Here is a 23,072-nt window from a genome sequence, read left to right on the forward strand (position 1 = left end):
CTGCAGGTTCATGACCCAGCCGACGCGCGTCATCCCGATGCCCACCCCGGGCCGGCACCGCCGCTGGGTGCTCGCCCCGGTCCTCGGGTTGATCGCGCTCGGGTTCTGCGGGCTCGTCGTGATCGGGCTGGTCCGCTCGAGCGTCGGCACCGCCGGGGTGGTGGTCGGTGCGCTGTGCGCGCTGGTGCCGGTCGGGCCGGTGGTGGCCACGTTCCTGTGGGTCGACCGGTGGGAGCCGGAGCCGCCGCGCACGCTGCTCGCCGCGTTCCTGTGGGGCGCCTGCTTCGCCACGCTGACCGCCCTCCTGATCAACAGCAGCGCCACCGTCGTGGTCGACCAGGTGCTGGGCCGCGAGGGGGCGAACCTGGTCGGGGCGGTGGCGGTGGCGCCGGTCGTCGAGGAGGCGGTGAAGGGCGCGTTCCTGGTCGGGATGCTGTTCTTCCGGCGCCGCGAGTTCGACGGCGTGGTCGACGGGATCGTCTACGCGGGGCTGGTGGCGGCCGGGTTCGCGTTCACCGAGAACATCCTCTACCTCGGCCGCGCGTTCACCGAGGACGCGGGCGTCGGGCAGGTCGCGAGCGTGCTCGGCGTGCTGGTGCTGCGCGGGGTGATCTCGCCGTTCGCCCATCCCCTGTTCACGGCCATGATCGGTATCGGGGCGGGGATCGCGTCGCGCAGCAGGTCGGTGGCCCGACGGGTCGCGGCGGTGGTGATCGGCTACCTGGTCGCGGTCGCGCTGCACTCGCTGTGGAACACCTCGGCCTCCGTGCTCGACGGCGGGCTCTTCCTCGCGGTCTACGCGTTCGTGATGGTGCCGGTGTTCGTCGCGCTGGCGATCGTCGTCGTGTGGCAGCGCCGCCGCGAGCAGCGGATCGTGGCCTCGCAGCTGCCCGCGTTCGCCGCGGCCGGGTGGATCGTGCCGAGCGAGGTGCCGCTGCTGTCCAGCCTGGCCGGCCGGCAGGGGTGGCGGGCGGCCGTGCGCAGGCGGTCCGGGCGCGAGGCCGCCAAGGCGGTCGCCGACTACCAGGCCGCGGTCACCGAGCTCGCGTTCCTGCGTGACCGGTTGGCGCGCGGCACCGCCGGTCCGCACGGCCCGATCTGGCACGCCGAGGCGGTGGAGGCGGTGCGCAGGGCCCGCGCCCGCGCCGTCGGGCACCCGGAGGCGCTCACGGCCGCGATGCGCCGCCGCCCACCCGGCTGGACGCCCCCGCCGCCCGGTCCGCCGCCGGCTCCGCCGCCCGGCCACGCGGCCCCGCCGTACGGCGCCGGCCCCGCCTGGCCGGCCCCACCGCCCGCGCCCGGCTTTCCGGGGGCGGCGCCGCCGTACGACCCGCCGCCGCAGGGCTTTCCCCCCACGCCCGGGCGCCGCTGAGCCCCGCCCCCTTCCGACGAACGGCCCGTTCGTCGGACAGGTACCGACCAACGCGCCGTTCGTCGGGGAGGAAGGAGTGGGCACCCGACGCGGTGAAGCGCGTCACCGGGCCTCGGTGCGCACCGCGGCGGCCGTTAACCTGGGCCGCGCCGTCTGGTACCCGCAGTGGCGGGACTGGAACGAGGAGTGAAGCGATGACCGCTGGCAGGCCCGCGCGACTGTCGATCGGTGTGGTGTCGGCCGGCCGCGTCGGCGCGGTCGTGGGGGCGTCCTGGGCCGCCGCGGGGCACCGCGTCGTGGCCACTTCCGGCGTCTCGCGGGCGTCGGTGAAGCGGGCGGCCGCGCTCCTGCCCGACGTCCCCCTCCGCCCCCCGGACGAGGTCGTCTCGGGTGTCGACCTCGCCCTGCTCGCCGTCCCCGACGACGTCCTCCCCGGCCTGGTGCGCGGCCTCGCGGCCGCGGGCACGTTCCGGCCGGGCCAGATCGTCGTGCACACCTCGGGCGCGCACGGGGTGTCCGTGCTCGCCCCCGCCGCCGAGCACGGCGTGCTGCCGCTCGCACTGCACCCGGTGATGACGTTCACCGGCCGCACCGAGGACGTCGCCCGGCTCGCCGCGTGCAGCGTCGGGGTCACGGCGACCGCGGGGGACGAGGCGGCGTGGAGCGTGGGCGAGGCGCTCGTCGTCGAGATGGGCGCCGAGCCGGTCCGCGTCCCCGAACAGGTCCGCCCGCTGTACCACACGGCGCTGGCGCACGGCGCGAACCACCTGGTCACGCTCGTGCGCGACTGCGTCGACACGCTGGAGCGCGCCGGGGTCACCCCGGCCGAACGGCTCGTCGCGCCGCTGCTGTCCGCGGCGCTGGACAACGCGCTGCGCCACGGCGACCGCGCGCTCACCGGCCCGGTGGCCCGCGGTGACGTGGGCACCGTGCGCACCCACCTGCGCGAGCTCGACGCCGCCGACCCGGACCTCGCCGAGGCCTACCGCGTGCTCGCGAGCCGCACCGCGCACCGCGCCGTCGACGCCGGGCTGCTGTCCGACCACGCCGCCCACGACGTGCTCGAGATCCTCCAGGAGAAACCATGACTCGGCCGATGGCCACCTCCGTCGGCGGGGCCCGCACCCATGGCGGCTACACGCCCGGCGCCCTCACCGTGCACCGCTCGCCGCGCGACATCGCCCCGGTCACGCGGGCGCTGCGCAACGCGGGCCGCAAGATCGCGCTCGTGCCGACGATGGGTGCCCTGCACGAGGGGCACCGCGAGCTGATCCGGCACGCCCGCCGGGCCCCCGGCGCGGTGGTGCCGGTCGTGTCGATCTTCGTGAACCCGTTGCAGTTCGGGCCGGGTGAGGACCTGGACCGCTACCCGCGCCCGCTCGAGGCGGACCTGCAGGCCTGCCGCGAGGAGGGCGTGGAGCTGGTCTTCGTGCCCGAGGTGGCGGACATGTACCCCGAGGGTGCCGACACGAAGGTCGCGCCGGGGCCGCTGGGCGAGCGGCTCGAGGGCGCCGCGCGGCCGGGGCACTTCGCCGGGGTGCTCACGGTGGTGTCGAAGCTGTTCCACATCGTGGCGCCCGACCTCGCGTTCTTCGGTGAGAAGGACTACCAGCAGCTGATCCTCGTCCAGAAGATGGTGCAGGACCTGAACTTCCCGCTGTCGGTGGTCGGCGTGCCCACGGTGCGTGAGCCGGACGGGCTCGCGCTCTCCTCCCGCAACGCGTACCTGTCGCCGGAGGACCGGCGCCGCGCCACCGTGCTGCACCGCGCGCTCACCGCCGGGGCGTCGGTGTCGGCGCGCGGCCCGCAGGCCGTCCTCGACACCGCGCGGGCGGTGCTCGCGGAGGAACCCGCGGTGCAGGTCGACTACCTGGAGCTCACCGACCCGGAGCTCGGGCCCGCGCCGGAGACCGGGCGCGCCCGGCTGCTCGTCGCCGCCCGCCTCGGCGGCACCCGGCTCATCGACAACGTCCCGGTCCAGCTGTAGGCGGTCGCCGTGCTGCTCTGCGTCGACGTCGGCAACACCCAGATCGCGCTCGGGCTCTACGCGAACGGGCCCGGCTCGGCCGACGAGGTCGACCCGCCGCTCGTGCGCGACTGGCGGATGCGCACCGACCCGCGGATGACCGCCGACGAGCTGGACGTCGCGTTCGCCGGCCTGCTCGGCCCGTACGCCACGCAGGTCACCGGGATCGCGGCGCTGTCGACCGTGCCGACCCTGCTGCGCGAGCTGCGGCTGCTCATCGACCGCAGGGACGTGCCCGCGGTGGTCGTCGGGCCCGGGGTGCGGACCGGGGTGCCGCTGCTCGTGGACAACCCACGGGAGGTGGGGGCCGACCGCGTGATGAACACGCTCGCCGCGCACCGGCTCTACGGCACCGCGTGCGTGGTGGTCGACTTCGGGACGTCCACCAACATCGACGTCGTCTCCGCGAAGGGCGAGTTCCTCGGCGGCGTGCTCGCCCCGGGCATCGAGATCTCGATGGAGGCGCTGGCCACCCGGGCCGCGGCGCTGCGCACCGTCGAGCTGGTCCGGCCGCGGTCGGTGATCGGCAAGAACACCGTCGAGTGCCTGCAGTCCGGGGTGCTCTACGGCTTCGCCGGGCAGGTGGACGGGCTGGTGCGCCGCATCCTCGCCGAGCTCGGCCCGAAGGCGGGCCCGGTCACGGTGCTGGGCACCGGCGGCCTCGCGCCGCTCGTGGCGGGCGAGACGGAGACGATCACCGAGTTCGTGCCGGACCTCACGCTGCTCGGCCTGCGCCTGACCTTCCTGCGCAACGCCGCTGCGACCCCGAACCGCGCGGTCACCTCGACAGCCGGCTGAGCAGCGCGGCGGCGGCCGCGACGAGCCGCTCCGAGCCGCCCTCGGCGAACGGGCCGGGCAGGCCGTAGTAGCGGTGGGCCTCGGCGACCTCGTATCCGCCGTGGGCGTACTCCTCGGCGGGCGGCACGTAGCCGGGGCAGCCGTCGCAGTAGCCGGCGACGAGCACGGTGTCGCCGTCGGCGGCGTGCGCCCTGACCTGCTGCGCCGCGGCCGCGAACGGCTCCCCGGGCAGGGCGACGAGCACCGCGGGGCCCCACCGCAGCGCGGTCACCGAGCCGGACCAGGAGCCCGGGTGGCCGGGCGCGGCGAGCGCGTCGCGGCCCCACGCGGCCCAGCAGCGCAGCAGCTCGGCCGTCGCCGGCTCGGCCGTCGCGGCCCGCTCCTCCCACGCCGCGACGTCGGCGGGGCCGATCCCGGGGCCGGCGAGCGCGAGCGCCACGTCCCGGCGCGCGGCGGCCACCCGGCCGGGTCCGGGCACCGTGGCGGCGGCCGCCGCGGCGTCCGCGACCAGCCGGCCGACCCGCTCGCACTCGGCGAACGTGCGGCCGGCGGCCGGTGCGGTGGAGACCGACGCCGCCGCGGAGTGCCCGGTGTTGGCGTCGCCCGCGCAGCCGGTGACGAACAGGACCGGCCCGCCGAGCCGCTCGGCGAGCACCCGGCGCACGATGCCGGGGTAGTCGGCGGTGAGCAGCGTGTTGTCCGCGCCGAGCACCACCGGGTGGCAGGGGTAGGAGGCGACGGCGGCGAGCAGCGTGCCGTCCGGGCGGCGCAGGTGCACCACCGGGAGCGCGCGGTCGACCGGGCCGTCGGGCCTGCGCCGGTTGCGGGCCACGCCCGGGTCGGCCCCGTAGCCCGCGTGCACCGCCACCGGCTCGGCCGCGGCGAGCGCGGCGTCGATCGCCTCGGCGCAGGTGGCGACGAGGCGCTCCAACCACGCCTCGTCGACCGGGCCACCCAGGCGCCCCGGCATGCTCGCCGGCCCGCCGTGGGTGTGGGTCGCGTGCACGACCACCCGGTCGGCGGGCAGGGTGCAGCGCTGCCGGATGCGCGCGCAGTCGTCCTCGTGCAGCCCGACCACGTCGACGGTCACCAGCGCGGTGTCCTCCACCACGAGCGCGTGGACGAGCAACGGGTCGTGCACGCCCGTGGCGGGCGCCGTGCGGGCGACGAAGCCCGACATGGCCGCACCGGGCGGGGGCGTCACGTCCCGGACCGCGACCCCGGCCCTCACCCCGCGCCCCCTGCGACCTCCGTACCTGCGGCCACCACCCGCTGCACCCGCAGCGCGGCGTCCAGCAGCACGACGTCGGCCTGCGCGCCGGGCGCCAGCACGCCGCGGCCGCCGACGAACCGGCCCGGGTTCGCGGTGGCGAGCCGCACCGCGTCGCCCAGCCCGATCCCGGTCACGGCGGCGGCGTGGGCGAGGCCGTCGGCCAGCGAGCGGGCCGCGCCCGCGAGGTACGGGGTGCCCGCCACCGAGAGCCGCCCGTCGGCGGAGAGCTCCACCGCCCCGCCGATCGGGCTCGCGTACTCGCCGGGCGGCATCCCGGCGAGCGCCACCGAGTCCGACACCAGCAAGGATCGGTCGAGGCCCTTCGCGCGGAGCATCGCGGTGAGCGTGTCGGCGGGCAGGTGGTGGCCGTCGGCGATGAACCCCGCGGTGAGCCGGTCGTCCGCGAGCTGGGCCCACAGGTGGTTCGGGTGCCGCGGCAGCACGGCGTGCGCGCCGTTGCCCAGGTGGGTCGACAGGCGTGCGCCGGCGTCGGCCACGGCCCGCACCTCGTCGGGGGAGGCGTGCGTGTGGCCGATCGCGACGATCGCGCCCGCGCGGGTGACGTGCTCGGTGTAGGCGACCGCGCCTGCGTGGTGCGGGGAGAGCGTGACGATCCCGACCAGCCCGTCGCAGGCGGCCTGCCAGCGGTCGAACTCGGCCGGGTCCGGCGGGCGCACGTGCTCGACCGGGTGCGCGCCGCGCGGTCCGTCCTGGTCGGAGATGTGCGGGCCCTCGACGTGCACGCACGGGATCGCGCGCCGGGTGGCCTCGTCGCGGGCCCTGGCCTCGGCGACCGCCCGCAGCGAGCGCACGATGTCCGCCTCCGCTGCCGTGATCACCGTCGGCACGAACGTCGTGGTGCCCGCCGCGGCGAGCGCGCGGGCGAGCGCGACCACCTCGTCGGCGGTGACGTCCGGCCCGTTGACGTCGTGGCCGCCGTAGCCGTTGACCTGCAGGTCGACCAGGCCGGGGAGCAGCCACGGGGCGTCCTCGGCTGCGCCGTCCACGGCCCGGACGTGCGCGATCACCGGACCGTCCGTGGTGACCTCGACGAGGCGCCCGCTCGCCGGGTCCCGGCCGCGGAGCCTCACAGCGAGCGCACCCGCCCGCGGAACCGCTCGAGGAAGCGGCCGTTGGCCTCGTCGCCGCCCGGGGCGTTGCCGCTGCGCCACACCGGCGGTTCGATCCCGCGCGCCGCGAGCGCCTCCACCGTGGCGAGCGTGAGGCAGTTGAGCACGTACGCGTTGGTGAACGTCGAGACCGCGGCGACCGGCTCGGCCGACCCCGACACGTCCATCACCGCGTCGCCGATCGGCACCTTGCTGTCGATGTGCACGTCCACGAGGTCGTGCAGGTTGGCCTTCGACGGGTGCCGGGCCGGGTGGTCGGGCGCGGTGTTCTCGGCGTGGTCCCGGGAGCTGATGCCGACCAGCCGGACCCCGCGTTCGCGGGCGGTGAGCGCGGCGTCGATCAGCGCGGCGTTGATGCCGTAGGCGTTGACCAGGATCAACAGGTCGTCCGCGCCGAGCCCGCGGTCGGCGATCACGACGCGACCGTAGCCGGGCGTGCGCTCCATCGCCATCGACCGCAGCGCCCCGTTGGACAGCAGCGTGCCCTCGTCGAGGATCGCCGAGATGTGCATGAGCCCGCCCGCGCGGAAGAACACCTCCTGCGCGGCGAGGTTGGAGTGCCCGCCCGGCCCGAACACGTGCACGAGCCGGTCGGCGGCGATCTGGTCGGCGAGCAGCTCGGCCGCCGCGCGGATCGCGCCCGCCTCCTCGGCGAGGATCCGCTCCAGGTAGCCGTGGACGGTCTCCAGGTAGGTGCGAAAGGTCGGGTCGTTCAACGGGGGTCGGCCTCCGCGTCCAGGTACAGCGTGACGTCCGGGTGGGTGCGCAGCGCCGTCGCCGGGTCCGCCGCGGAGATCGGCGCGTGCAGCGCGCGGTCCACGGCGTGGCGCTTGGCCGCGCCCGGCACCACGCAGAACAGCTTCCGCGCGTCCAGCAGGCGGGGGATCGTGAGCGTGACCGCGTGCGTCGGGACGTCGTCGAAGGTCGGGAACGCGCCGTCGTCGACCTGCTGCCGGCGGCAGGTGCGATCCAGCTCGACGACCTTCACGTCCTCCGGGTCGTCCAGGTCGGCCACCGGCGGGTCGTTGAACGCGAGGTGGCCGTTCTGGCCGATGCCGAGGCACACCACGTCGATCGGCGCCTCCGCGAGGAGCTTCGCGTAGCCGGCCGGGTCGGCGTCGGGGTCGATGCGGTGCACCGCGGCGAACGGGACGCGGGTGAAGATCGCCCGGTCGAGCCAGTTCGCGAACCGCGCGGGGTGGTCCGGGGGAAGGCCGATGTACTCGTCCATGTGGAACGCGGTCACCCGGGACCAGTCGATCCCGTCGGCGGCGGCGAGGCGCTCCAGCATCTCGGCCTGGCTCGGCGCCGCCGCGAAGACGATCCGCACGCCGTCCTGGTGGGCGAGGCGGGCCCGCAGCTCCGCGGCGATGTCGGCGGCGGCCGCCGCGCCCATCGCCGCCCGGTCCGGGAAGGACCGCACCCTCGGCATGCCCGGGACTTCCTGTCTCACCCTTCTCCTTCCAGCTCCACCAGCATGAGCAGCGCCCTGGCGATGTGGAACGGGTCCTTCACCGGGAGCGCGACCGTCTTCTCCACGGGCGTGCCGTCGCGGGTGCGGATCTGGGTCCACTCCCGCCCCTTCCCCTCCGGGAACGTCGCGAACACGTACTCGCGCAGCCGCGCGTGGTGCTCCGGCGCCAGCAGCGCGGTCGCGTAGAGCGCCTCGGCGTGCGGCCACCACAGCTTCGTGTCCCAGGTGTCGACGACGAGCGCCTCGTACGGGTCGTCGGTGCGGGCGCCGGTGGGGGCGCCCCCGTCGCGGTCGACGTAGCGCAGCAGCCCGCCGTGCTCGCGGTCCCAGCCCAGTTCGAGCGCGTGGACGGCGATCCGGGCGAGCCGGTCCGGCTCGGCGAGCGCGGACCCGGTGAGCAGGTCGCGGGCGTGGTGCAGGAACCAGGCCGCCTCCAGCACGTGTCCCGGGGTGCGGTGGCGCGACAGCAGCCCGTCGATCTCCGCGGGCATCTCCGCGACGTCGTCGCCTGCGAGGTGGTGCTCCTCGATCTGCCGTGCCGCGTCCCGCACGAGCGCGGCGGAGGCCGCGGAGCCGGTCGCGCGGTGCACCTGTTCGCCGACCCCGACGAGGATCATCGGCAGCCCGAACGAGCGGTGACCCACGGGCACCGGGTAGGGGTCGGAGCGGAACTCGCCGCTCGCGATCGCGGCCGCCGAGCGCAGCAGGATCTCCTCGGCGCGCCCGCCCCACTCCCCCTCCGGGTGCAGCCGCGCCACCCCGGCGAAGCCGAGCGCGGCGAACAGGTCGGCGTAGACGCTCGTGTGCGGCCCGGCCTCGTCGCCCGCCCGGTTCGTGACGAACGCGGTGGTGCCGTCGGGCAGGACCGCGTGGTCGCGGACGAACTCGGCCGTGCGCAGCGCCTGGTCGGCGTACCAGCCACCGTCGACGCCGAGCAGGTCCGCGTCCAGCGCGACGCGGGCGGTGAGCCACGCCCACCGGCCCTGCGACCACGTGTACTTGTCGTCGCTGACGAGGCGGGTGCCCGCGTTGTCCCAGCAGGTCAGCACCCCGCCGTGGGCGTGGTCGGGGCCGTTCGCGGCCCACCACGCGAGCACGTCGTCGACGAGGTGGTCGCGGTAGCTCACCGGACCTGCTCGGTGGCCGGCTCGTCCTGGGCGATCGCGTCGACCAGCTCGTCGGACCGGGCGTTGCGCCACGGTGCGACGAGCCCGATGACCACGAACGCGATGATCGAGCAGACGACCGGGCCGCCCACCTGGATGGCGGTGGCCTGGTCCTCGGCGAGCGACGAGACGTCGATCCCGTAGCGGGTGAACGCGAACACCGCGAGGCCGACGGCCCACGAGCCGATCGCAGCCACCGGGCCGCAGCGCTTGAAGGCGGGCAGCATGCCCAGCAGCATCGGGATCGCGATCGGGCCGACGAGCCCGCCGAACCACAGGATGATCAGGCCGAGCACGCCGCCGAAGCTGTCGGCGGTCAGCGCGATCACCATGCTCAGCGCGATGAACGTGAACACGCTGATCCGGCCGATGATCAGCTCCGCCCTGGTGTCGAGCGACCGGCCGCGCTTCCAGATCGCGGGCAGGATGTCGCGGGTCACCACCGAGGAGATCGCGTTGGCGTCCGAACCGGTCATCGCCATGGTGTGCGAGAACAGGCCGGCGAGCACCAGCCCGACGAGCCCGGCGGGCAGCAGCTCCTGCGTGAGCAGCGCGTAGGACTGGTCCGGCTCGGACAGGTTGGGCAGGAGCACCGGCGCCGCCCACATCGGGAAGAACATCACCAGCGGCCAGACCAGGTAGAGCGCCGCGGAGAACAGCGCGGCCCGCCGCGCCGTGCTGCCCGTCGGCGAGGCGATGAACCGCTGCGCCAGGTTCCAGGTGCCGCCGTTGTAGGACAGCGTGTTGATCAGCAGGTAGACCATCACGAACAGCGCCGTGTACTGCCCGTTGAAGGGCGCGGAGTGGTCCTCGGGCAGCTGGTCCCACAGCGTCCACAGGGTGGGGATGCCGTCGAGCGCGCCCAGCACGGCGACGAACAGCGCGATGCCCGCCACGAACTGGATCACGAACTGGCCCGTGTCGGTCAGCGCGTCGGCCCACAGGCCGCCGATGGTGGAGTAGACGAGCGTGACGCCGCCGGTGAGCAGGATGCCGACGGCGAGCGGGACGCCCGTGAAGACGTTGAGCAGCAGCGCGGTGGCCGTCCACTTGGCGCCGACGTCGAACACCTTGAGCGCGGTGCCGCTCCAGGCGAGCAGCTGCTGGGTGGGGACGCCGTAGCGGACCCGCAGGTACTCCAGCGGCGAGATGATCTCCAGCCGCCTGCGCAGCCGCGGCCACCGGGGGACGAACAGGAACGCGCCGACCACCATCGCGAAGGTGATCCCGAGCGCCCACCACACGTAGAGCACGAACCCCTCGGTGTAGGCGATCGCGGCGTAGCCGACGAACACCGCCGAGCTGTAGCCCGACATGTGGTGCGAGATGCCCGACAGCCACCACGGCATGCGCCCGCCCGCGGTGAAGAAGTCGCGCGAGTCGTGGATGCGGGCCTTCGCCCACAACCCGATCAGCACCATCACGACGAAGTAGCCGCCGACCACCAACCAGTCGAGCAGGTCCATCGCTCCTCCGTGTCGCCTTCGCCCGCTTCCGCTCCGGACGGCTCGCGGTCGTTGTCGCCACCGTGTTCCTGCGGCGGCCGTTGGCGGGCGATGCTCGCGTGCAACCGGTTGCACGTCAAGTCCTGGCGGTTGAGACGAGCCGTACAGTGCACCCCGTGGCCCGTCTGGAAGGGCGCCGCCAGGCGCCCACGATCAAGGTGGTCGCGGCGGCGGCCGGGGTGTCGACGTCGACGGTCTCGCGCGTGTTCTCCCACCCCCACCGGCTGAAGGCGAGCACGGTGGCGCACGTGACGGAGGTCGCAGCGCGGCTGGGCTACAAGCCGAGCCACACGGCGCGGGCGCTCAGCACCGGCCGGCTCGGGATGATCGCCGTCGTCGTCCCCGACATCGCCAACCCGTTCTTCCCGCCGGTGATCCGCGCCGCCCAGGCGCACGCGGCCACCGACGGCGTCAGCACCGTGGTCGGCGACACCGACGAGGACCCCGCCAAGGAGCTCGACCTGCTGGCCGAGCTGGAGCGGCGCACCGACGGGGTCGTGCTGGTGTCCTCGCGGCTGCCGGAGGACCAGCTGCGGGAGGTGGCCTCCCGGGAACACCCGCTCGTGCTGGTCAACCGGGACGTGGCGGGCGTGCCGCGCATCCTCGTCGACTCCGTGCCCGGCATCCGCGACGCGGTCGACCACCTCGCCGGGCTCGGCCACCGCCACATCGCCTACATCAGCGGGCCCGCCGGGTCGTGGTCGGACGAGCAACGCCGGGCCGCCGTACGCGAGCGGTGCGCCGCGCTCGGCATCACCGCCACCGTCCTGCGCCCGCACCGCCCCGAGCACGACGAGGGCCGGGCCGCGGCCGCCGAGGTGCTCGCCACCGGCGCCACCGCCGCCATCGCGTTCGACGACGGGCTCGCCCAGGGCGCGCTCGCCGGGATGGCCGAGCACGGGGTCGCCGTGCCCGGCGAGGTGTCGATCATCGGGTGCGACGACATCCTCGCGGCGACGACCTACCCGCCGCTCACCACCGTGCACGGCCGCGGCGGCGAGGCCGGCCGGCTCGCGGTCGAGCTGCTGATGGAGCTCGTGGAGAGCCCCGAGGCCGACCGGGACCGGCGGGTGTCGCTGCCCTCCCACCTCGTCACGCGCTCGAGCACCGGCCCGGCTACCGCCGGATCGCCCGCACCACGTCGGTGACGAGCGGGAGCACGAACTCCCCCGACGCCGTCTCCGGCCGGGCCGCGAGGTAGGCCCGGAGCCGGGCGAAGGCCGCCTCCCGCTCGGCCGGCTCCGCGACCAGCGCCCACGAGTGGGTGCGCAGCGTCGCGACGAGCCCGTCGACGGTGGTGGGCAGCAGGTGGGGGAACTGCGCGTACCCGTCGCTCACGAACGCGGGGTGCGCGAGCCGCGGCGGTTCCTCCTCGGGGCCGCGCACCGGGTGCGAGGCCCACCCGCCTGCCTCGTGGAAGCCGCGCACCCATTCCACGGTCCCGTCCTCGCCGTTCCACAGCGCGGCGAGCACTCCGCCCGGCCGCAGCACCCGCGCGACCTCCGCGTAGGCCCGGTCGTGGTCGAACCAGTGCCACGCCTGCCCGACGAGCACGGCGTCGAACGACCCGTGCGGCAGCGGGATCGCCTCCGCGGTGCCCTCGAGCGCGCGGACGCCGGGCAGCCGGCTGCGCAGCTCGGCGAGCATCGCGGCGTCGGGCTCGACGGCGGTGACCTCGCCGCGGTCGACGAGCGCCTGGGTGAGCTTCCCGGTGCCTGCTGCGAGGTCGAGCAGCCGCAGCGGTCCGCCCGCGACGGGCGCGAGCGCCCAGTCGACGGCCGCGGTGGGGTAGCCGGGACGGTGCGCCGCGTAGGCGGCAGCCGCCGCGCCGAAGGAGCGGGCCCGTTCTGGGGTGGTCACGCCTGCCGACCGTACGGCCTGCGACGGATGGGCGAACGAAATGCGCTCGATCCGGCTCACTACCCTTGACACCCGTGAGCAACGAGCCCCCCACCAGCCCCGACGTCGACCTGCCCGAGCAGATGCGGGTCCGCCGGGCCAAGCGGGCGGCGTTGCTGGAGCAGAACCGGGATCCCTATCCCGTCGCGGTCGAGCGCACCCACACGCTGCGCCAGGTGCGCGAGGCCCATCCCGACCTCCCGCCGGACACCGCCACCGGCGACGTCGTGGCCGTGACCGGCCGCGTGATGTTCCTGCGCAACACCGGCAAGCTGTGCTTCGCCACGCTCCGCGAGGGCGACGGCACCGAGCTGCAGGCCATGCTCTCCCTCGCGAACGTCGGCGAGGAGGAGCTCGCGCGCTGGAAGGCGCAGGTCGACCTCGGCGACCACGTGCAGGTGCACGGCGAGGTGATCACCTCCCGCCGCGGCGAGCTGTCGGTCATGGCCGACAGCTGGCAGATGGCGGCCAAGGCGCTGCGCCCGCTCCCGGTCGTGCACCGCGAGCTCGCCGAGGAGACCCGCGTCCGGCAGCGCTACGTCGACCTGATCGTCCGCCCGCAGGCGCGCGAGACGGTCTACCGGCGCGCCGAGGTGCTGCGCACGCTGCGCGCCGTCCTCGACGAGCGGTCCTTCGTCGAGGTCGAGACGCCGATGCTGCAGCTGCTGCACGGCGGGGCGACGGCGCGTCCCTTCGTCACCCACTCCAACGCGCTCGACACCGACCTGTACCTGCGGATCGCCACGGAACTGTTCCTGAAGCGATGCGTTGTGGGCGGGATCGAGCGCGTCTACGAGATCAATCGGGTGTTCCGCAACGAAGGGATCGACTCCACCCACTCGCCGGAGTTCACCACGTTGGAGGCCTACCAGGCCTACGCGACGTACGACGATATGGCCGTTCTGACGCGCGATCTGGTGCTCGCCTGCGCCCGCGCCGTCTTCGGCTCCACAGTGGTCACCCACGTCGACGGATCCACCTACGATCTGGGCGGCGAGTGGCGTTCGGTCACGATGCACGAGGCCGTGTCCGAAGTGGTGGGCGAGGAGGTGACTCCCGACACTTCCGTGGAGCGCCTCCGCAAGCTCGCGGCCACTCACGACGTGGAAGTCGCAGAAACCGACTCTGCCGGCGCGATCGTACTGGAACTGTTCGAGAAGCTCGTCGAGCACACGCTGCACGACCCGACGTTCGTGCGGGACTACCCGATCGAGCTCCGGCCGCTCGCCCGGCGGCACCGGAACGATCCGCGGCTCGCGGAGGCGTGGGACCTGTTCGTGTTCGGCACCGAGCTCGGGGTGGCGTACTCCGAGCTGGTCGACCCCGTCGATCAGCGCGAGCGGCTCACCCAGCAGGCGCTCAAGGCCGCGGCCGGTGATCCCGAGGCCATGCAGCTGGACGAGGACTTCCTGCGCGCCATGGAGTACGGATTGCCGCCCACCGGGGGCATGGGAATGGGCATCGACCGGCTGCTCATGACGCTCACCGGCCTCGGAATCCGCGAAACCATTCTGTACCCGCTCGTGCGTTCTGAGTAACTGTCGCGCGACACCGGACAGGGTGACTCGACGAACCGCCCCTTCGGGCTTATGGTTTCTTACGCGGCCATTGCCGCGTCGAAGCAGGTACGAAGTGGAGGGTTGCGGCTATGGCGCAGATCCGTGAGGTCCGACTGATCGACGACCTAACCGGAGAGGCCGCCGACGAGACGATCGAGTTCGGTATCGACGGCAAGAACTACGAGATCGACCTCTCCAAGGAGAATGCGAGCAAGCTGCGCGAGGCGCTGGCCGCCTACATCGCGGCGGCTCGGCGGGCCGGGGGCCGGCGCGGCCGTTCCGGTGCGGGCTCGGGCCCGGCGCGGCGTGCGTCCATCGACCGCGAGCAGAACCAGGCAATCCGAGAATGGGCGCGCAAGCGGGGCATGAAGGTGTCCGACCGCGGGCGCATCCCGGCCGAGGTGCTCGAGGCGTACCACAAGGAGAACTGACGCTCCGGCCCGCCCGACCCGGGGCGCCCGTGGTTAGCCTGACCCCACAGGCATCTCCCGAGGAGGCCACGTGGCGCGCAGGACGACCACCCTCGAGGTGCTCCGCACCGAGCGGCTCACCCCGCGGATGATCCGCGTCGTCGCGGGAGGGGACGAGCTCGAGACGTTCCCCGACACTCCCCACACGGACCGTTACGTCAAGATCCTCTTCCCGCGCCCCGGCGTGCGGTACCCCGAACCGTTCGACCTCGGCGCGATCCGGGCGGAGCTGCCCCGCGAGCAGTGGCCCGCCATGCGCACCTACACGGTGCGGGCGCTCGACCACGCCGCCGGTGAGCTCACGATCGACTTCGTCCACCACGGCGACGTCGGGCTCGCCGGGCCGTGGGCCGCGTCGGCCCGGCCCGGCGACCTCCTGCGCCTCGCGGGCCCCGGCGGCGCGTACGCCCCCGACCCCGACGCCGACTGGCACCTCATGGTCGGCGACGAGAGCGCGCTGCCCGCGATCGCGGCGGCGTGCGAGCGCGTGCCGGACGGCGTGCCGGTGGTGGCCCTGCTCGAGGTCGCCGACGCCGCGGAGGAACAGGAGCTGGCCTGCCCCGGCGACCTGCGGGCGACCTGGCTGCACCGCAACCCCGACGCGCCCGACCAGGTGCTCGACGCGGTGCGGGCGCTCGAGTTCCCGCCGGGGCGGGTGCACGCGTTCGTCCACGGCGAAGCAGGCATCGTGCGCAGCGTGCGCAGGCACCTGGTCGGCGAGCGCGGCGTGGCTCGCGCCCGCCTGTCGGTGTCCGGCTACTGGCGCCGCGGCGTCGACGAGGACGGCTGGCAGGCCGAGAAGGCGGCCGAGCGGGCCGCGGTGACGGGGGGTCGTTGATCGTTCCGGGGGTGGGCTCGGAAGGTGCTGCGCCGGACGGCCAGGTTTCCCCGATCGGCCCAGCCACCCGTCTTGACCTGGGGGGCCTCGGCAGTGCGGAATGAGGCCCAGGGTGAACGCGTTGTCACGGGTGCGTGCGAGAGGCGCGATGCACCGCCCCGGGCCGATACAGTGGAGGCACGGGATGTACTCGGTGCGCTAGTGCGCCGGTGCATGGCGCAGCAGGCTAGGAGCGTAAATGTTCGAGAGGTTCACCGACCGAGCGAGGCGGGTTGTCGTCCTGGCCCAAGAAGAGGCCCGGATGCTCAACCACAACTACATCGGCACCGAGCACATCCTCCTGGGCCTGATCCACGAGGGTGAGGGTGTCGCTGCGAAGGCCCTCGAGTCGCTGGGCATCGCGCTGGAGGGTGTCCGCCAGCAGGTCGAGGAGATCATCGGCCAGGGCCAGCAGGCGCCGAGCGGGCACATCCCGTTCACGCCGCGGGCGAAGAAGGTGCTCGAGCTGTCGCTCCGCGAGGCGCTGCAACTGGGCCACAACTACATCGGCACGGAGCACATCCTCCTGGGCCTGATCCGCGAGGGCGAGGGCGTCGCAGCCCAGGTGCTCGTGAAGCTGGGTGCCGACCTGAACCGGGTGCGCCAGCAGGTCCTCCAGCTGCTGTCGGGCTACCAGGGCAAGGAGCCCGCGGAAGGTACGTCCGGCGGCCGCGGCGAGGGCACCCCGAGCTCGTCGCTGGTGCTCGACCAGTTCGGCCGCAACCTGACCCAGTCCGCCCGCGAGGGCAAGCTGGATCCGGTCATCGGCCGCGAGAAGGAGATCGAGCGGGTCATGCAGGTCCTCTCCAGGAGGACCAAGAACAACCCCGTTCTGATCGGCGAGCCCGGCGTCGGCAAGACCGCTGTCGTCGAGGGGCTGGCGCAGAACATCGTCAAGGGCGAGGTGCCCGAGACGCTGAAGGACAAGCAGCTCTACACGCTCGACCTCGGCTCGCTGGTCGCGGGCTCCCGCTACCGCGGTGACTTCGAAGAGCGCCTGAAGAAGGTGCTGAAGGAGATCCGCACCCGCGGCGACATCATCCTGTTCATCGACGAGCTCCACACGCTCGTCGGAGCCGGTGCCGCCGAGGGCGCGATCGACGCCGCGTCGATCCTCAAGCCGATGCTGGCGCGCGGCGAGCTGCAGACGATCGGCGCCACCACGCTCGACGAGTACCGCAAGTACGTCGAGAAGGACCCGGCCCTGGAGCGGCGCTTCCAGCCGATCCAGGTGGGGGAGCCGAGCGTCACGCACACCATCGAGATCCTGAAGGGGCTGCGCGACCGGTACGAGGCGCACCACCGCGTCACGATCACCGATCCGGCCCTGGTGGCCGCGGCCACGCTCGCCGACCGCTACATCTCCGACCGCTACCTGCCGGACAAGGCGATCGACCTGATCGACGAGGCGGGTGCCCGGATGCGCATCCGGCGCATGACCGCCCCGCCGGACCTGCGTGAGTTCGACGAGAAGATCGCGGCCGTGCGCCGCGACAAGGAGTCGGCGATCGACGCGCAGGACTTCGAGCGGGCCGCGCACCTGCGCGACCAGGAGAAGCAGCTGCTCGCGCAGAAGGCCGAGCGCGAGAAGCAGTGGAAGTCCGGCGACCTGGACGTCGTGGCCGAGGTCGACGACGAGCAGATCGCCGAGGTCCTCGCCAACTGGACCGGTATCCCGGTGTTCAAGCTCACCGAGGAGGAGACCACGCGTCTGCTCCGCATGGAGGAGGAGCTGCACAAGCGGATCATCGGCCAGGAGGACGCGGTCAAGGCGGTCTCGCAGGCGATCCGGCGCACGCGCGCCGGCCTGAAGGACCCGAAGCGCCCGTCCGGCTCGTTCATCTTCGCCGGCCCGTCCGGTGTCGGTAAGACCGAGCTGTCGAAGGCGCTGGCCAACTTCCTGTTCGGCGAGGACGACGCCCTGATCCAGATCGACATGGGCGAGTTCCACGACCGCTACACCGCCTCGCGGCTCTTCGGTGCCCCTCCGGGCTACGTGGGCTACGAGGAGGGCGGCCAGCTCACCGAGAAGGTCCGGCGCAAGCCGTTCTCGGTCGTGCTGTTCGACGAGATCGAGAAGGCGCACCAGGAGGTCTACAACACCCTCCTGCAGGTGCTCGAGGACGGCCGCCTGACCGACGGCCAGGGGCGCACGGTGGACTTCAAGAACACCGTGATCATCTTCACCTCGAACCTGGGCACCCAGGACATCTCGAAGGCGGTCGGCCTCGGCTTCTCGGCCGGCAACGACGAGCGGTCGAACTACGAGCGGATGAAGACGAAGGTCGAGGACGAGCTCAAGAAGCACTTCCGGCCTGAGTTCCTCAACCGCATCGACGACATCATCGTCTTCCACCAGCTGACCGAGGACCAGATCATCCAGATGGTCGACCTCATGATCAGCCGCGTCGAGCAGCAGCTGGCGAGCAAGGACATGGCGATCGAGCTCACGCCGAACGCCAAGAAGCTGCTCGCCCGCCGCGGGTTCGACCCGGTGCTGGGTGCCCGGCCGCTGCGCCGCACCATCCAGCGCGAGATCGAGGACCAGCTGTCGGAGAAGATCCTCTTCGGCGAGGTGGAGCCCGGCCAGATCGTGGTCGTCGACGTCGAGAACTTCGACCCCGACGCCCCCGAGGGCCGCGGCGACGACAAGGCCAAGTTCGTCTTCCGGGGCGAGCCGAAGCCGGTCACGGTGCCCGACTCGCCGCCGGTCGACATGGCCGGTCAGGGCGACGAGTAAGAGCACCCGACCCGAACGACCGAACGGCGCTCCCGCCGGCAACCGCCGGCGGGAGCGCCGTTCGTCGTGAGGGGCGTGTCGGCGAGTCGCGGTCTGGGTGTCGGCGAGTCGCGGTGTGAGCCCCGGCGAGTCGCGGTGTGAGTGCGGGCGAGTCGCGGGCCGGACGCGGGCGAGCCGCGGTCAGGCCTCCGAGTGGCCCGCGGCGACGCGGTACCGGTCGGTGGCGCAGGGCGGCGGGTGGCACCGAGGCCGAGCACCGCCCCGCGGCGTCGGACCAGGCCGGGCTCAGGCGCGGCAGGTCGCGGCCCGCTCCAACAGCGCCTTCCGCTGCCTGGTGTTGGCCGTGAGCAGGGCCGCGCGCTCGAACTCCGCCGCGGCCTCGGCGGGGCGGCCCAGCTTCTCCAGCAGGTCCCCGCGCACGGTGGGCAGCAGGTGGTAGGCGCCGAGCCGGGGGTCCTCGCGCAGGCGCTCCACGATCTCCAGCGCCTCCTGCGCGCCGCGGGCCATGCCGACGGCGACGGCCCGGTTGAGCTCGACCACCGGCGAGGGGGCGAGCTGGGCCAGCCCGTCGTAGAGGGCGACGATCCGTTCCCAGTCGGTGTCCTCGGCCACCCGGGCGCGGGAGTGGCAGGCCGCGATGGCGGCCTGGAGCGTGTAGGGGCCGACCGGGCCGCCGGTCGCGTACGCGCGCTCGAGCGCGGCGAGCCCTCGACCGACGAGGAGCCAGTCCCAGCGGGAGCGGTCCTGTTCGAGGAGCGGCACCTGGTCGCCCGATGCCGAGACACGGGCCCGCGTGCGAGACGCCTGCAGCTCCATCAGCGCGACGAGCCCGTGGACCTCGGCCTCGCGCGGGAGCAGCTCGGCGAGGACGCGCCCGAGCCGCATGGCCTCCTCCAAGAGCTCGGGCCGGACGAGGTTGTCCCCCGAGGTCGGGGAGTAGCCCTCGTTGAAGATCAGGTAGATGACCTCGAGCACCGAGGCCAGCCGCTCGCGCAGCTCGCCCCGCCCGGGGACCTCGAACGGCACGCGCGCCGCGGACAGGGTGCGTTTCGCCCGCGAGATCCGCTGGGCCACCGTCGACTCCGACATCAGGTAGGCCCGGGCGATCTCCTTGGTGGTGAGCCCGCACAGCAGCCGCAGGGTGAGCGCCACCCGCGCGTCGGTGGACAGCAGCGGGTGGCAGGCGGTGAAGACGAGCCGCAGGAGGTCGTCGTCGAACGGGTCGTCGGGGTCGGGCTCCGCGGTCTCGGCCAGCTGCGCCCGGTGCCCGATCTCCTCGATCTTGCGTTGGTGGACGTCCGCCCGGCGTAGCCGGTCGATGCCGCGGTGCTTCGCCGTGGCCATGAGCCAGGCGCCCGGGTTCTCCGGGACGCCCGACTCCGGCCACTCCTCCAGGGCGGCGAGCAGCGCCTCCTGGGCGAGGTCCTCGGCGAGGCCGACGTCGCGCACCAGGCGCGCGGCGCCCGCGATCAGGCGCGCGGACTCGATCCGCCACACGGCCTCGATGGTGCGTCGGACGTCGGCCTCGGCCATCAGGCGCCCTCGACCTGCTCCCGCATCTTCTCCTCGCGCTCCTGCAGCTCGGGGGTGAGCGCGTCGCCGAAGTCCTCGGCCTCGAAGATCGGGCGGAGCTCCACGACGGAATGCTCACCCGTGGGGTTCGGGATCCGCTTGGCCCACTCGATGGCTTCGTCCATCGACCGGACCTGCCACACCCAGTAGCCCGCGAGCAGCTCCTTGGTCTCGGCGAACGGCCCGTCGATCACCTTCCGCTCGGTGCCGGAGAACTCGATGCGCACCCCCTTCGAGCTCGGGTGCAGGCCGTCCCCCGCGAGCAGGATGCCGGCCTTCACCAGCTCCTCGTTGTAGGCCGTCATGGCCTCGAGCTCCTCCTGCGTGGGCATCGCCCCCGCCTCGGTCTGCTCGGTGGCCTTGATCAGCACCATCACTCGCATCGGTGGAACCTCCTCGTCCGTTTCGGGTCCTTACCTGTGCGGCGAGCGAACGGACCGGATCTCGACACGGGCCGACTGTGGTATGCATCACGCCGCTCGCGCCCCATCCACCGGGTGCCGTTCGCGCTCGAAACAGGTGCCGCGGCCGGGGCCTGTGGGGGGTGGCGCCGGCCGCGGCCTCAGCCCTCGACGAGGTCGGCGAGCTCGGTGAGCACTTCGGCGGCCGGGCGGGCGATGCCGACGCCGCGCCCGTGGCGCACCTCGGGCTCGCGGGTGTTGATCCGCACGAGCGCCCCGCTCGCGGCGCTGGAGAGCTCCGCCTCGCGCCGCACGGTCGGGACGGCGGTGCCTGCGCCGATCTCGATGACCGTGAGCGGGACGCCGGCGGCGTGCAGCTCGCGGCGCCACGCGGTGTGGGCGCGCAGCTGCTCGGCCGTCCGATCGGGGACCCAGTCGGCGTCGCCGAACATCAGGATGTTGGGGCGGGCGAGGGAGCCGCAGGCCGGGCAGGAGGGCAGGGGCGGCCGGGCGCGCATCGTCTCCGGGTCGACCTCGACCGTGACGTCGTCGGCGGGCCACGGCGGCTGCCCGCAGTGCGCGGTGCACTGCAACCAGTGGATCGAGCCGTGGCACTCGGCCACGGTGTCGGCCGGGAAGCCGGCGCGCTGGAACTGGCCGTCGACGTTGGAGGTGAACACGCGCGTCGGCCACCGCTTCGACCACTCGCGCAGCACGACGAACCCGACGTGCGGTTCGGTGCGCCGGTAGAGCTCGAGGCGGTGGCCGTAGAAGCCCCACGCGAGCTCGGGGTCCTCCGCGAAGTGCACCGGGTCGGCGAGCTCCTCGAACCGGAGCCCGAGGCGGCGGTAGGGCGGGTAGGCCCGCCAGAAGCCCTCGGGGCCGCGGAAGTCGGGCAGGCCGGAGTCGACCCCCATCCCCGCGCCGGCGCAGACGAGCAGGGCGCCCGCGTCGCGGATCAGCTCGGCGGCGCGCCCGAGGTCCCCGCTCAGGATCCCGACGCCCGGGACTGCTGCACGACCTCGAACTCCAGCAGCGACGACCCGGTGCCGACCGGGCGGGCGCGCTCGCCGGAGTGGGCCTGCATCCCGGCGCCCTTCATCCACGCCTGGAACGACTCGTCGTCCTCCCAGTGCGTGACGACGAAGTAGCGGCTCTCGCCGGACACCGGGCGCAGCAGCTCGAAGGAGATGAAGCCGGGCTGGCCGTCCACGGCGTGCAGCCGGTTGGCGAACCGCTTCTCCAGCTCTGGGCCGGCGCCCTCGGGCACCTCGATCGCATTGATCTTCACGACGGCCATGGCTTCCAGGGTAGCTACCGCGCCGCCCTCGGCTATGGAGCGCGTGTGGGCTCGAGGACGAGCAGGCGCAGCTCGTTGGGGGCGAGCGGCAGCGTCTGGCTGTAGTAGGTGCCGTCCGTCCGTGGCGGGATGACGAACGTCTCGACCGGGTTCAGGCCGCCGGCGTGGACGTCGTGGGCCACCCGGTATCGGGTGACGCGGACCGACGACGTGCGGAACGCCCCGGAGAAGCCGGTGAGCACGATGCGGGAGTCGTAGGCGGCCGTGCCCGTCCACTGGTAGTTCCACGTCATGACCGCGACCGTCGAGCCGCTCGCCGCGGCGAGCCCGTAGACGCCGGTGCCCTGGGGCGACAGCGCGTCGGACGTCGCCCGCACCCGGGTGGGCGGGAGCGTGGTCAGTTGGCGCAGCGCGGCGTAATACGGTCGGGGCACGCCGGTGGCGAGGTCGACGAACAGGTCCTTCCGGTCGTTCTCCGGGTGGTCGATCGTCCAGTCGAACGGGATGATGTCCTGCTGGCCCGCGTAGTGGTAGTGCAGCGAGGCGGCGCAGGCGGCCTGGATGTGCAGGTCGGCATCGAAACCGCGCGGGGACTCGCGGGTCCCGGGGAAGACCCCGATCTCGGTGACCAGTACCGGGACCGCGGGGAGTCCGCGGGCGCGCAGGAGGTCGACGACCTGCTGCCGCTCGGTCCGCACGATCGCAGGTTCGTCCTTGAGCGCGTCCCACGCTCCGCCGCCGGTGTTGATCAGGTACTGGTGGTAGCTGATGAAGTCGAGGCGCTTCGCCTGGTCGCCGTCGCGGGCGTACTGGTCGAGGAACGCGCCGAGCCGCAGCGTGCTGAACACGTCGAGGGTCGGGCCGCCCACGAGCAACCGGGGGCCGGGCAGGTTCATCGCGTTGACCGCGTTCACGACCCGGTAGGCCAGCCGGTACTTCTCGTAGTAACGGGGGGCGTCGGCCGGGACCCCGAGGTCCTCGTTCTCCACCTCGATGTACTCGATCTTCGGGTAGCGGCGTTTGTAGTGGGCCAGCATGTCGACCTGTGCGGTGTACAGCTGCTCGGCCGTCCAGCCGCCGCTCGTGACGAGGGGGTCGTAGTCGGTCTGCCAGTTGACGAGGACCCGCTGCGCGCGCTGGTGGTAGGTGTCGAGGTAGTCGTACCAGCGTGCGTAGTCGGGTCGGCGGGTGGCCGGGTCGACCGTGCGGGTGAACCGCAGCCAGACGCGGACCCGTTCGAGCTGGAGCGCGTCGAGCGCGGCGAGGGTGGCGGGACCGTAGCGCCAGCTCTGCGGGATCGCGCTGAGCTGGCGGCCGAGGCCGAAGGGGAACCGGCCGGAGGGGGCGGCGAGGTCCACCGACACGGTGGCGAGCCGGGGGGCGGCCTGCTGGGGACGGGCCGCCGCGATCAACGCGGGGGCCGACAGGCAACCGGCCAGGAACGTACGACGGTCCACGGGGAGCGTTTCCTGGGGTGTCGGGGTCGGGGGCGGAGGTGGGCGCGGCCGCG

Annotated in this window: 21 protein-coding genes; 9 read left to right on the forward strand and 12 right to left on the reverse strand. The window is 73.6% G+C overall.

Annotated elements, in window-relative coordinates:
- Positions 1 to 10: 10 nt before the first annotated feature.
- The 4 genes from VKZ81_RS25885 to VKZ81_RS25900 all read left to right on the forward strand — a co-directional run bounded on the left by VKZ81_RS25885 (position 11) and on the right by VKZ81_RS25900 (position 4,196).
- Positions 11 to 1,372 (forward strand): PrsW family intramembrane metalloprotease, encoded by a 1,362-nt coding sequence (locus VKZ81_RS25885; RefSeq protein WP_324244288.1) that lies wholly within the window; start codon positions 11 to 13, stop codon positions 1,370 to 1,372.
- Between the two features lie 194 nt (positions 1,373 to 1,566).
- Entirely contained in the window at positions 1,567 to 2,460 is an 894-nt protein-coding gene (locus tag VKZ81_RS25890) for a Rossmann-like and DUF2520 domain-containing protein (RefSeq protein WP_324244289.1), read from the forward strand.
- Positions 2,457 to 3,359: a pantoate--beta-alanine ligase gene (gene panC, locus VKZ81_RS25895; RefSeq protein ID WP_324244290.1), complete on the forward strand. Its 903-nt coding sequence runs from the start codon at positions 2,457 to 2,459 to the stop codon at positions 3,357 to 3,359. The genes VKZ81_RS25890 and panC overlap by 4 nt, the downstream gene beginning before the upstream one ends.
- Before the next feature lie 9 nt (positions 3,360 to 3,368).
- The gene (locus VKZ81_RS25900; RefSeq protein ID WP_324244291.1) at positions 3,369 to 4,196 is read left to right on the forward strand and encodes a type III pantothenate kinase; all 828 of its coding nucleotides are present in this window, start codon (positions 3,369 to 3,371) and stop codon (positions 4,194 to 4,196) included.
- Here VKZ81_RS25900 and VKZ81_RS25905 read toward each other — a convergent pair.
- Genes VKZ81_RS25905 through VKZ81_RS25930 form a run of 6 tightly spaced genes read right to left on the reverse strand, consistent with a single transcriptional unit; the run spans position 4,177 to position 10,705 of the window.
- The gene (locus VKZ81_RS25905) at positions 4,177 to 5,376 is read right to left on the reverse strand and encodes a hypothetical protein (protein ID WP_324244292.1); all 1,200 of its coding nucleotides are present in this window, start codon (positions 5,374 to 5,376) and stop codon (positions 4,177 to 4,179) included. The two genes, VKZ81_RS25900 and VKZ81_RS25905, sit on opposite strands and share 20 nt — an antisense overlap.
- A gap of 47 nt (positions 5,377 to 5,423) precedes the next feature.
- Positions 5,424 to 6,560 (reverse strand): N-acetylglucosamine-6-phosphate deacetylase, encoded by a 1,137-nt coding sequence (locus tag VKZ81_RS25910; RefSeq protein WP_324244293.1) that lies wholly within the window; start codon positions 6,558 to 6,560, stop codon positions 5,424 to 5,426.
- Positions 6,557 to 7,315 carry an SIS domain-containing protein gene (locus VKZ81_RS25915; RefSeq protein ID WP_324244294.1) on the reverse strand — a complete coding sequence of 253 codons (759 nt, stop codon included), beginning with the start codon at positions 7,313 to 7,315 and terminating at the stop codon, positions 6,557 to 6,559. The genes VKZ81_RS25910 and VKZ81_RS25915 overlap by 4 nt, the downstream gene beginning before the upstream one ends.
- Positions 7,312 to 8,052 (reverse strand): 6-phosphogluconolactonase, encoded by a 741-nt coding sequence (locus VKZ81_RS25920; protein ID WP_324244295.1) that lies wholly within the window; start codon positions 8,050 to 8,052, stop codon positions 7,312 to 7,314. Before VKZ81_RS25920 ends, VKZ81_RS25915 begins: the two co-directional genes overlap by 4 nt.
- Positions 8,049 to 9,200, reverse strand: coding sequence for an AGE family epimerase/isomerase (locus VKZ81_RS25925; protein WP_324244296.1), 1,152 nt, complete (start codon positions 9,198 to 9,200; stop codon positions 8,049 to 8,051). Before VKZ81_RS25925 ends, VKZ81_RS25920 begins: the two co-directional genes overlap by 4 nt.
- Positions 9,197 to 10,705 (reverse strand): sodium:solute symporter family protein, encoded by a 1,509-nt coding sequence (locus VKZ81_RS25930; protein ID WP_324244297.1) that lies wholly within the window; start codon positions 10,703 to 10,705, stop codon positions 9,197 to 9,199. The genes VKZ81_RS25925 and VKZ81_RS25930 overlap by 4 nt, the downstream gene beginning before the upstream one ends.
- Before the next feature lie 155 nt (positions 10,706 to 10,860).
- On the opposite strand from VKZ81_RS25930, the gene VKZ81_RS25935 reads away from it, so the two are divergent.
- A complete protein-coding gene (locus VKZ81_RS25935; protein ID WP_324244298.1) occupies positions 10,861 to 11,892 on the forward strand; it encodes a LacI family DNA-binding transcriptional regulator in 1,032 nt (343 codons plus the stop codon).
- On the opposite strand, the gene VKZ81_RS25940 is transcribed toward VKZ81_RS25935, so the two are convergent.
- Positions 11,861 to 12,604, reverse strand: coding sequence for a class I SAM-dependent methyltransferase (locus VKZ81_RS25940; RefSeq protein ID WP_324244299.1), 744 nt, complete (start codon positions 12,602 to 12,604; stop codon positions 11,861 to 11,863). The two genes, VKZ81_RS25935 and VKZ81_RS25940, sit on opposite strands and share 32 nt — an antisense overlap.
- A 122-nt stretch (positions 12,605 to 12,726) precedes the next feature.
- Between VKZ81_RS25940 and lysS the strand changes: the two genes are divergently transcribed.
- The 4 genes from lysS to VKZ81_RS25960 all read left to right on the forward strand — a co-directional run bounded on the left by lysS (position 12,727) and on the right by VKZ81_RS25960 (position 18,289).
- Entirely contained in the window at positions 12,727 to 14,181 is a 1,455-nt protein-coding gene (gene lysS / locus VKZ81_RS25945) for a lysine--tRNA ligase (protein WP_324244357.1), read from the forward strand.
- Positions 14,182 to 14,291: 110 nt separating this feature from the next.
- On the forward strand, positions 14,292 to 14,633 hold the full coding sequence (locus VKZ81_RS25950) for a histone-like nucleoid-structuring protein Lsr2 (RefSeq protein ID WP_324244300.1): 342 nt from the start codon (positions 14,292 to 14,294) through the stop codon (positions 14,631 to 14,633).
- Between the two features lie 127 nt (positions 14,634 to 14,760).
- The gene (locus VKZ81_RS25955) at positions 14,761 to 15,510 is read left to right on the forward strand and encodes a siderophore-interacting protein (protein WP_414709476.1); all 750 of its coding nucleotides are present in this window, start codon (positions 14,761 to 14,763) and stop codon (positions 15,508 to 15,510) included.
- Positions 15,511 to 15,748: 238 nt separating this feature from the next.
- Positions 15,749 to 18,289, forward strand: coding sequence for an ATP-dependent Clp protease ATP-binding subunit (locus tag VKZ81_RS25960; RefSeq protein ID WP_324244302.1), 2,541 nt, complete (start codon positions 15,749 to 15,751; stop codon positions 18,287 to 18,289).
- Positions 18,290 to 18,574: 285 nt separating this feature from the next.
- Here VKZ81_RS25960 and VKZ81_RS25965 read toward each other — a convergent pair whose 3' ends face one another.
- From VKZ81_RS25965 to VKZ81_RS25985, 5 genes are all read right to left on the reverse strand, one after another.
- Positions 18,575 to 19,822: an RNA polymerase sigma factor gene (locus VKZ81_RS25965; RefSeq protein ID WP_324244303.1), complete on the reverse strand. Its 1,248-nt coding sequence runs from the start codon at positions 19,820 to 19,822 to the stop codon at positions 18,575 to 18,577.
- Complete coding sequence (locus tag VKZ81_RS25970) at positions 19,822 to 20,244, reverse strand: YciI family protein (protein ID WP_324244304.1); 423 nt, start codon at positions 20,242 to 20,244, stop codon at positions 19,822 to 19,824. The genes VKZ81_RS25965 and VKZ81_RS25970 overlap by 1 nt, the downstream gene beginning before the upstream one ends.
- Before the next feature lie 179 nt (positions 20,245 to 20,423).
- Positions 20,424 to 21,179, reverse strand: coding sequence for an SIR2 family NAD-dependent protein deacylase (locus VKZ81_RS25975; protein WP_324244305.1), 756 nt, complete (start codon positions 21,177 to 21,179; stop codon positions 20,424 to 20,426).
- 71 nt (positions 21,180 to 21,250) lie between these two features.
- Positions 21,251 to 21,562, reverse strand: coding sequence for an antibiotic biosynthesis monooxygenase family protein (locus VKZ81_RS25980; protein ID WP_324244306.1), 312 nt, complete (start codon positions 21,560 to 21,562; stop codon positions 21,251 to 21,253).
- Positions 21,563 to 21,594: 32 nt separating this feature from the next.
- On the reverse strand, positions 21,595 to 23,019 hold the full coding sequence (locus tag VKZ81_RS25985) for a hypothetical protein (RefSeq protein WP_324244307.1): 1,425 nt from the start codon (positions 23,017 to 23,019) through the stop codon (positions 21,595 to 21,597).
- Positions 23,020 to 23,072: the final 53 nt, after the last annotated feature.

Origin of the sequence: Pseudonocardia sp. (assembly GCF_035305885.1) — a bacterium.
GTDB lineage: Bacteria > Actinomycetota > Actinomycetes > Mycobacteriales > Pseudonocardiaceae > Pseudonocardia.

Bases quoted from the DNA above. Each gene is read 5' to 3' on its own strand.
- VKZ81_RS25885 (WP_324244288.1), top strand. From the start codon at position 11: ATGACCCAGCCGACGCGCGTCATCCCGATGCCCACCCCGGGCCGGCAC.
- VKZ81_RS25890 (WP_324244289.1), top strand. From the start codon at position 1,567: ATGACCGCTGGCAGGCCCGCGCGACTGTCGATCGGTGTGGTGTCGGCC.
- panC (WP_324244290.1), top strand. From the start codon at position 2,457: ATGACTCGGCCGATGGCCACCTCCGTCGGCGGGGCCCGCACCCATGGC.
- VKZ81_RS25905 (WP_324244292.1), bottom strand. From the start codon at position 5,376: ATGTCGGGCTTCGTCGCCCGCACGGCGCCCGCCACGGGCGTGCACGAC.
- VKZ81_RS25930 (WP_324244297.1), bottom strand. From the start codon at position 10,705: ATGGACCTGCTCGACTGGTTGGTGGTCGGCGGCTACTTCGTCGTGATG.
- lysS (WP_324244357.1), top strand. From the start codon at position 12,727: ATGCGGGTCCGCCGGGCCAAGCGGGCGGCGTTGCTGGAGCAGAACCGG.
- VKZ81_RS25950 (WP_324244300.1), top strand. From the start codon at position 14,292: ATGGCGCAGATCCGTGAGGTCCGACTGATCGACGACCTAACCGGAGAG.
- VKZ81_RS25955 (WP_414709476.1), top strand. From the start codon at position 14,761: ATGATCCGCGTCGTCGCGGGAGGGGACGAGCTCGAGACGTTCCCCGAC.
- VKZ81_RS25960 (WP_324244302.1), top strand. From the start codon at position 15,749: ATGTTCGAGAGGTTCACCGACCGAGCGAGGCGGGTTGTCGTCCTGGCC.
- VKZ81_RS25965 (WP_324244303.1), bottom strand. From the start codon at position 19,822: ATGGCCGAGGCCGACGTCCGACGCACCATCGAGGCCGTGTGGCGGATC.
- VKZ81_RS25970 (WP_324244304.1), bottom strand. From the start codon at position 20,244: ATGCGAGTGATGGTGCTGATCAAGGCCACCGAGCAGACCGAGGCGGGG.
- VKZ81_RS25975 (WP_324244305.1), bottom strand. From the start codon at position 21,179: ATGGGGGTCGACTCCGGCCTGCCCGACTTCCGCGGCCCCGAGGGCTTC.
- VKZ81_RS25980 (WP_324244306.1), bottom strand. From the start codon at position 21,562: ATGGCCGTCGTGAAGATCAATGCGATCGAGGTGCCCGAGGGCGCCGGC.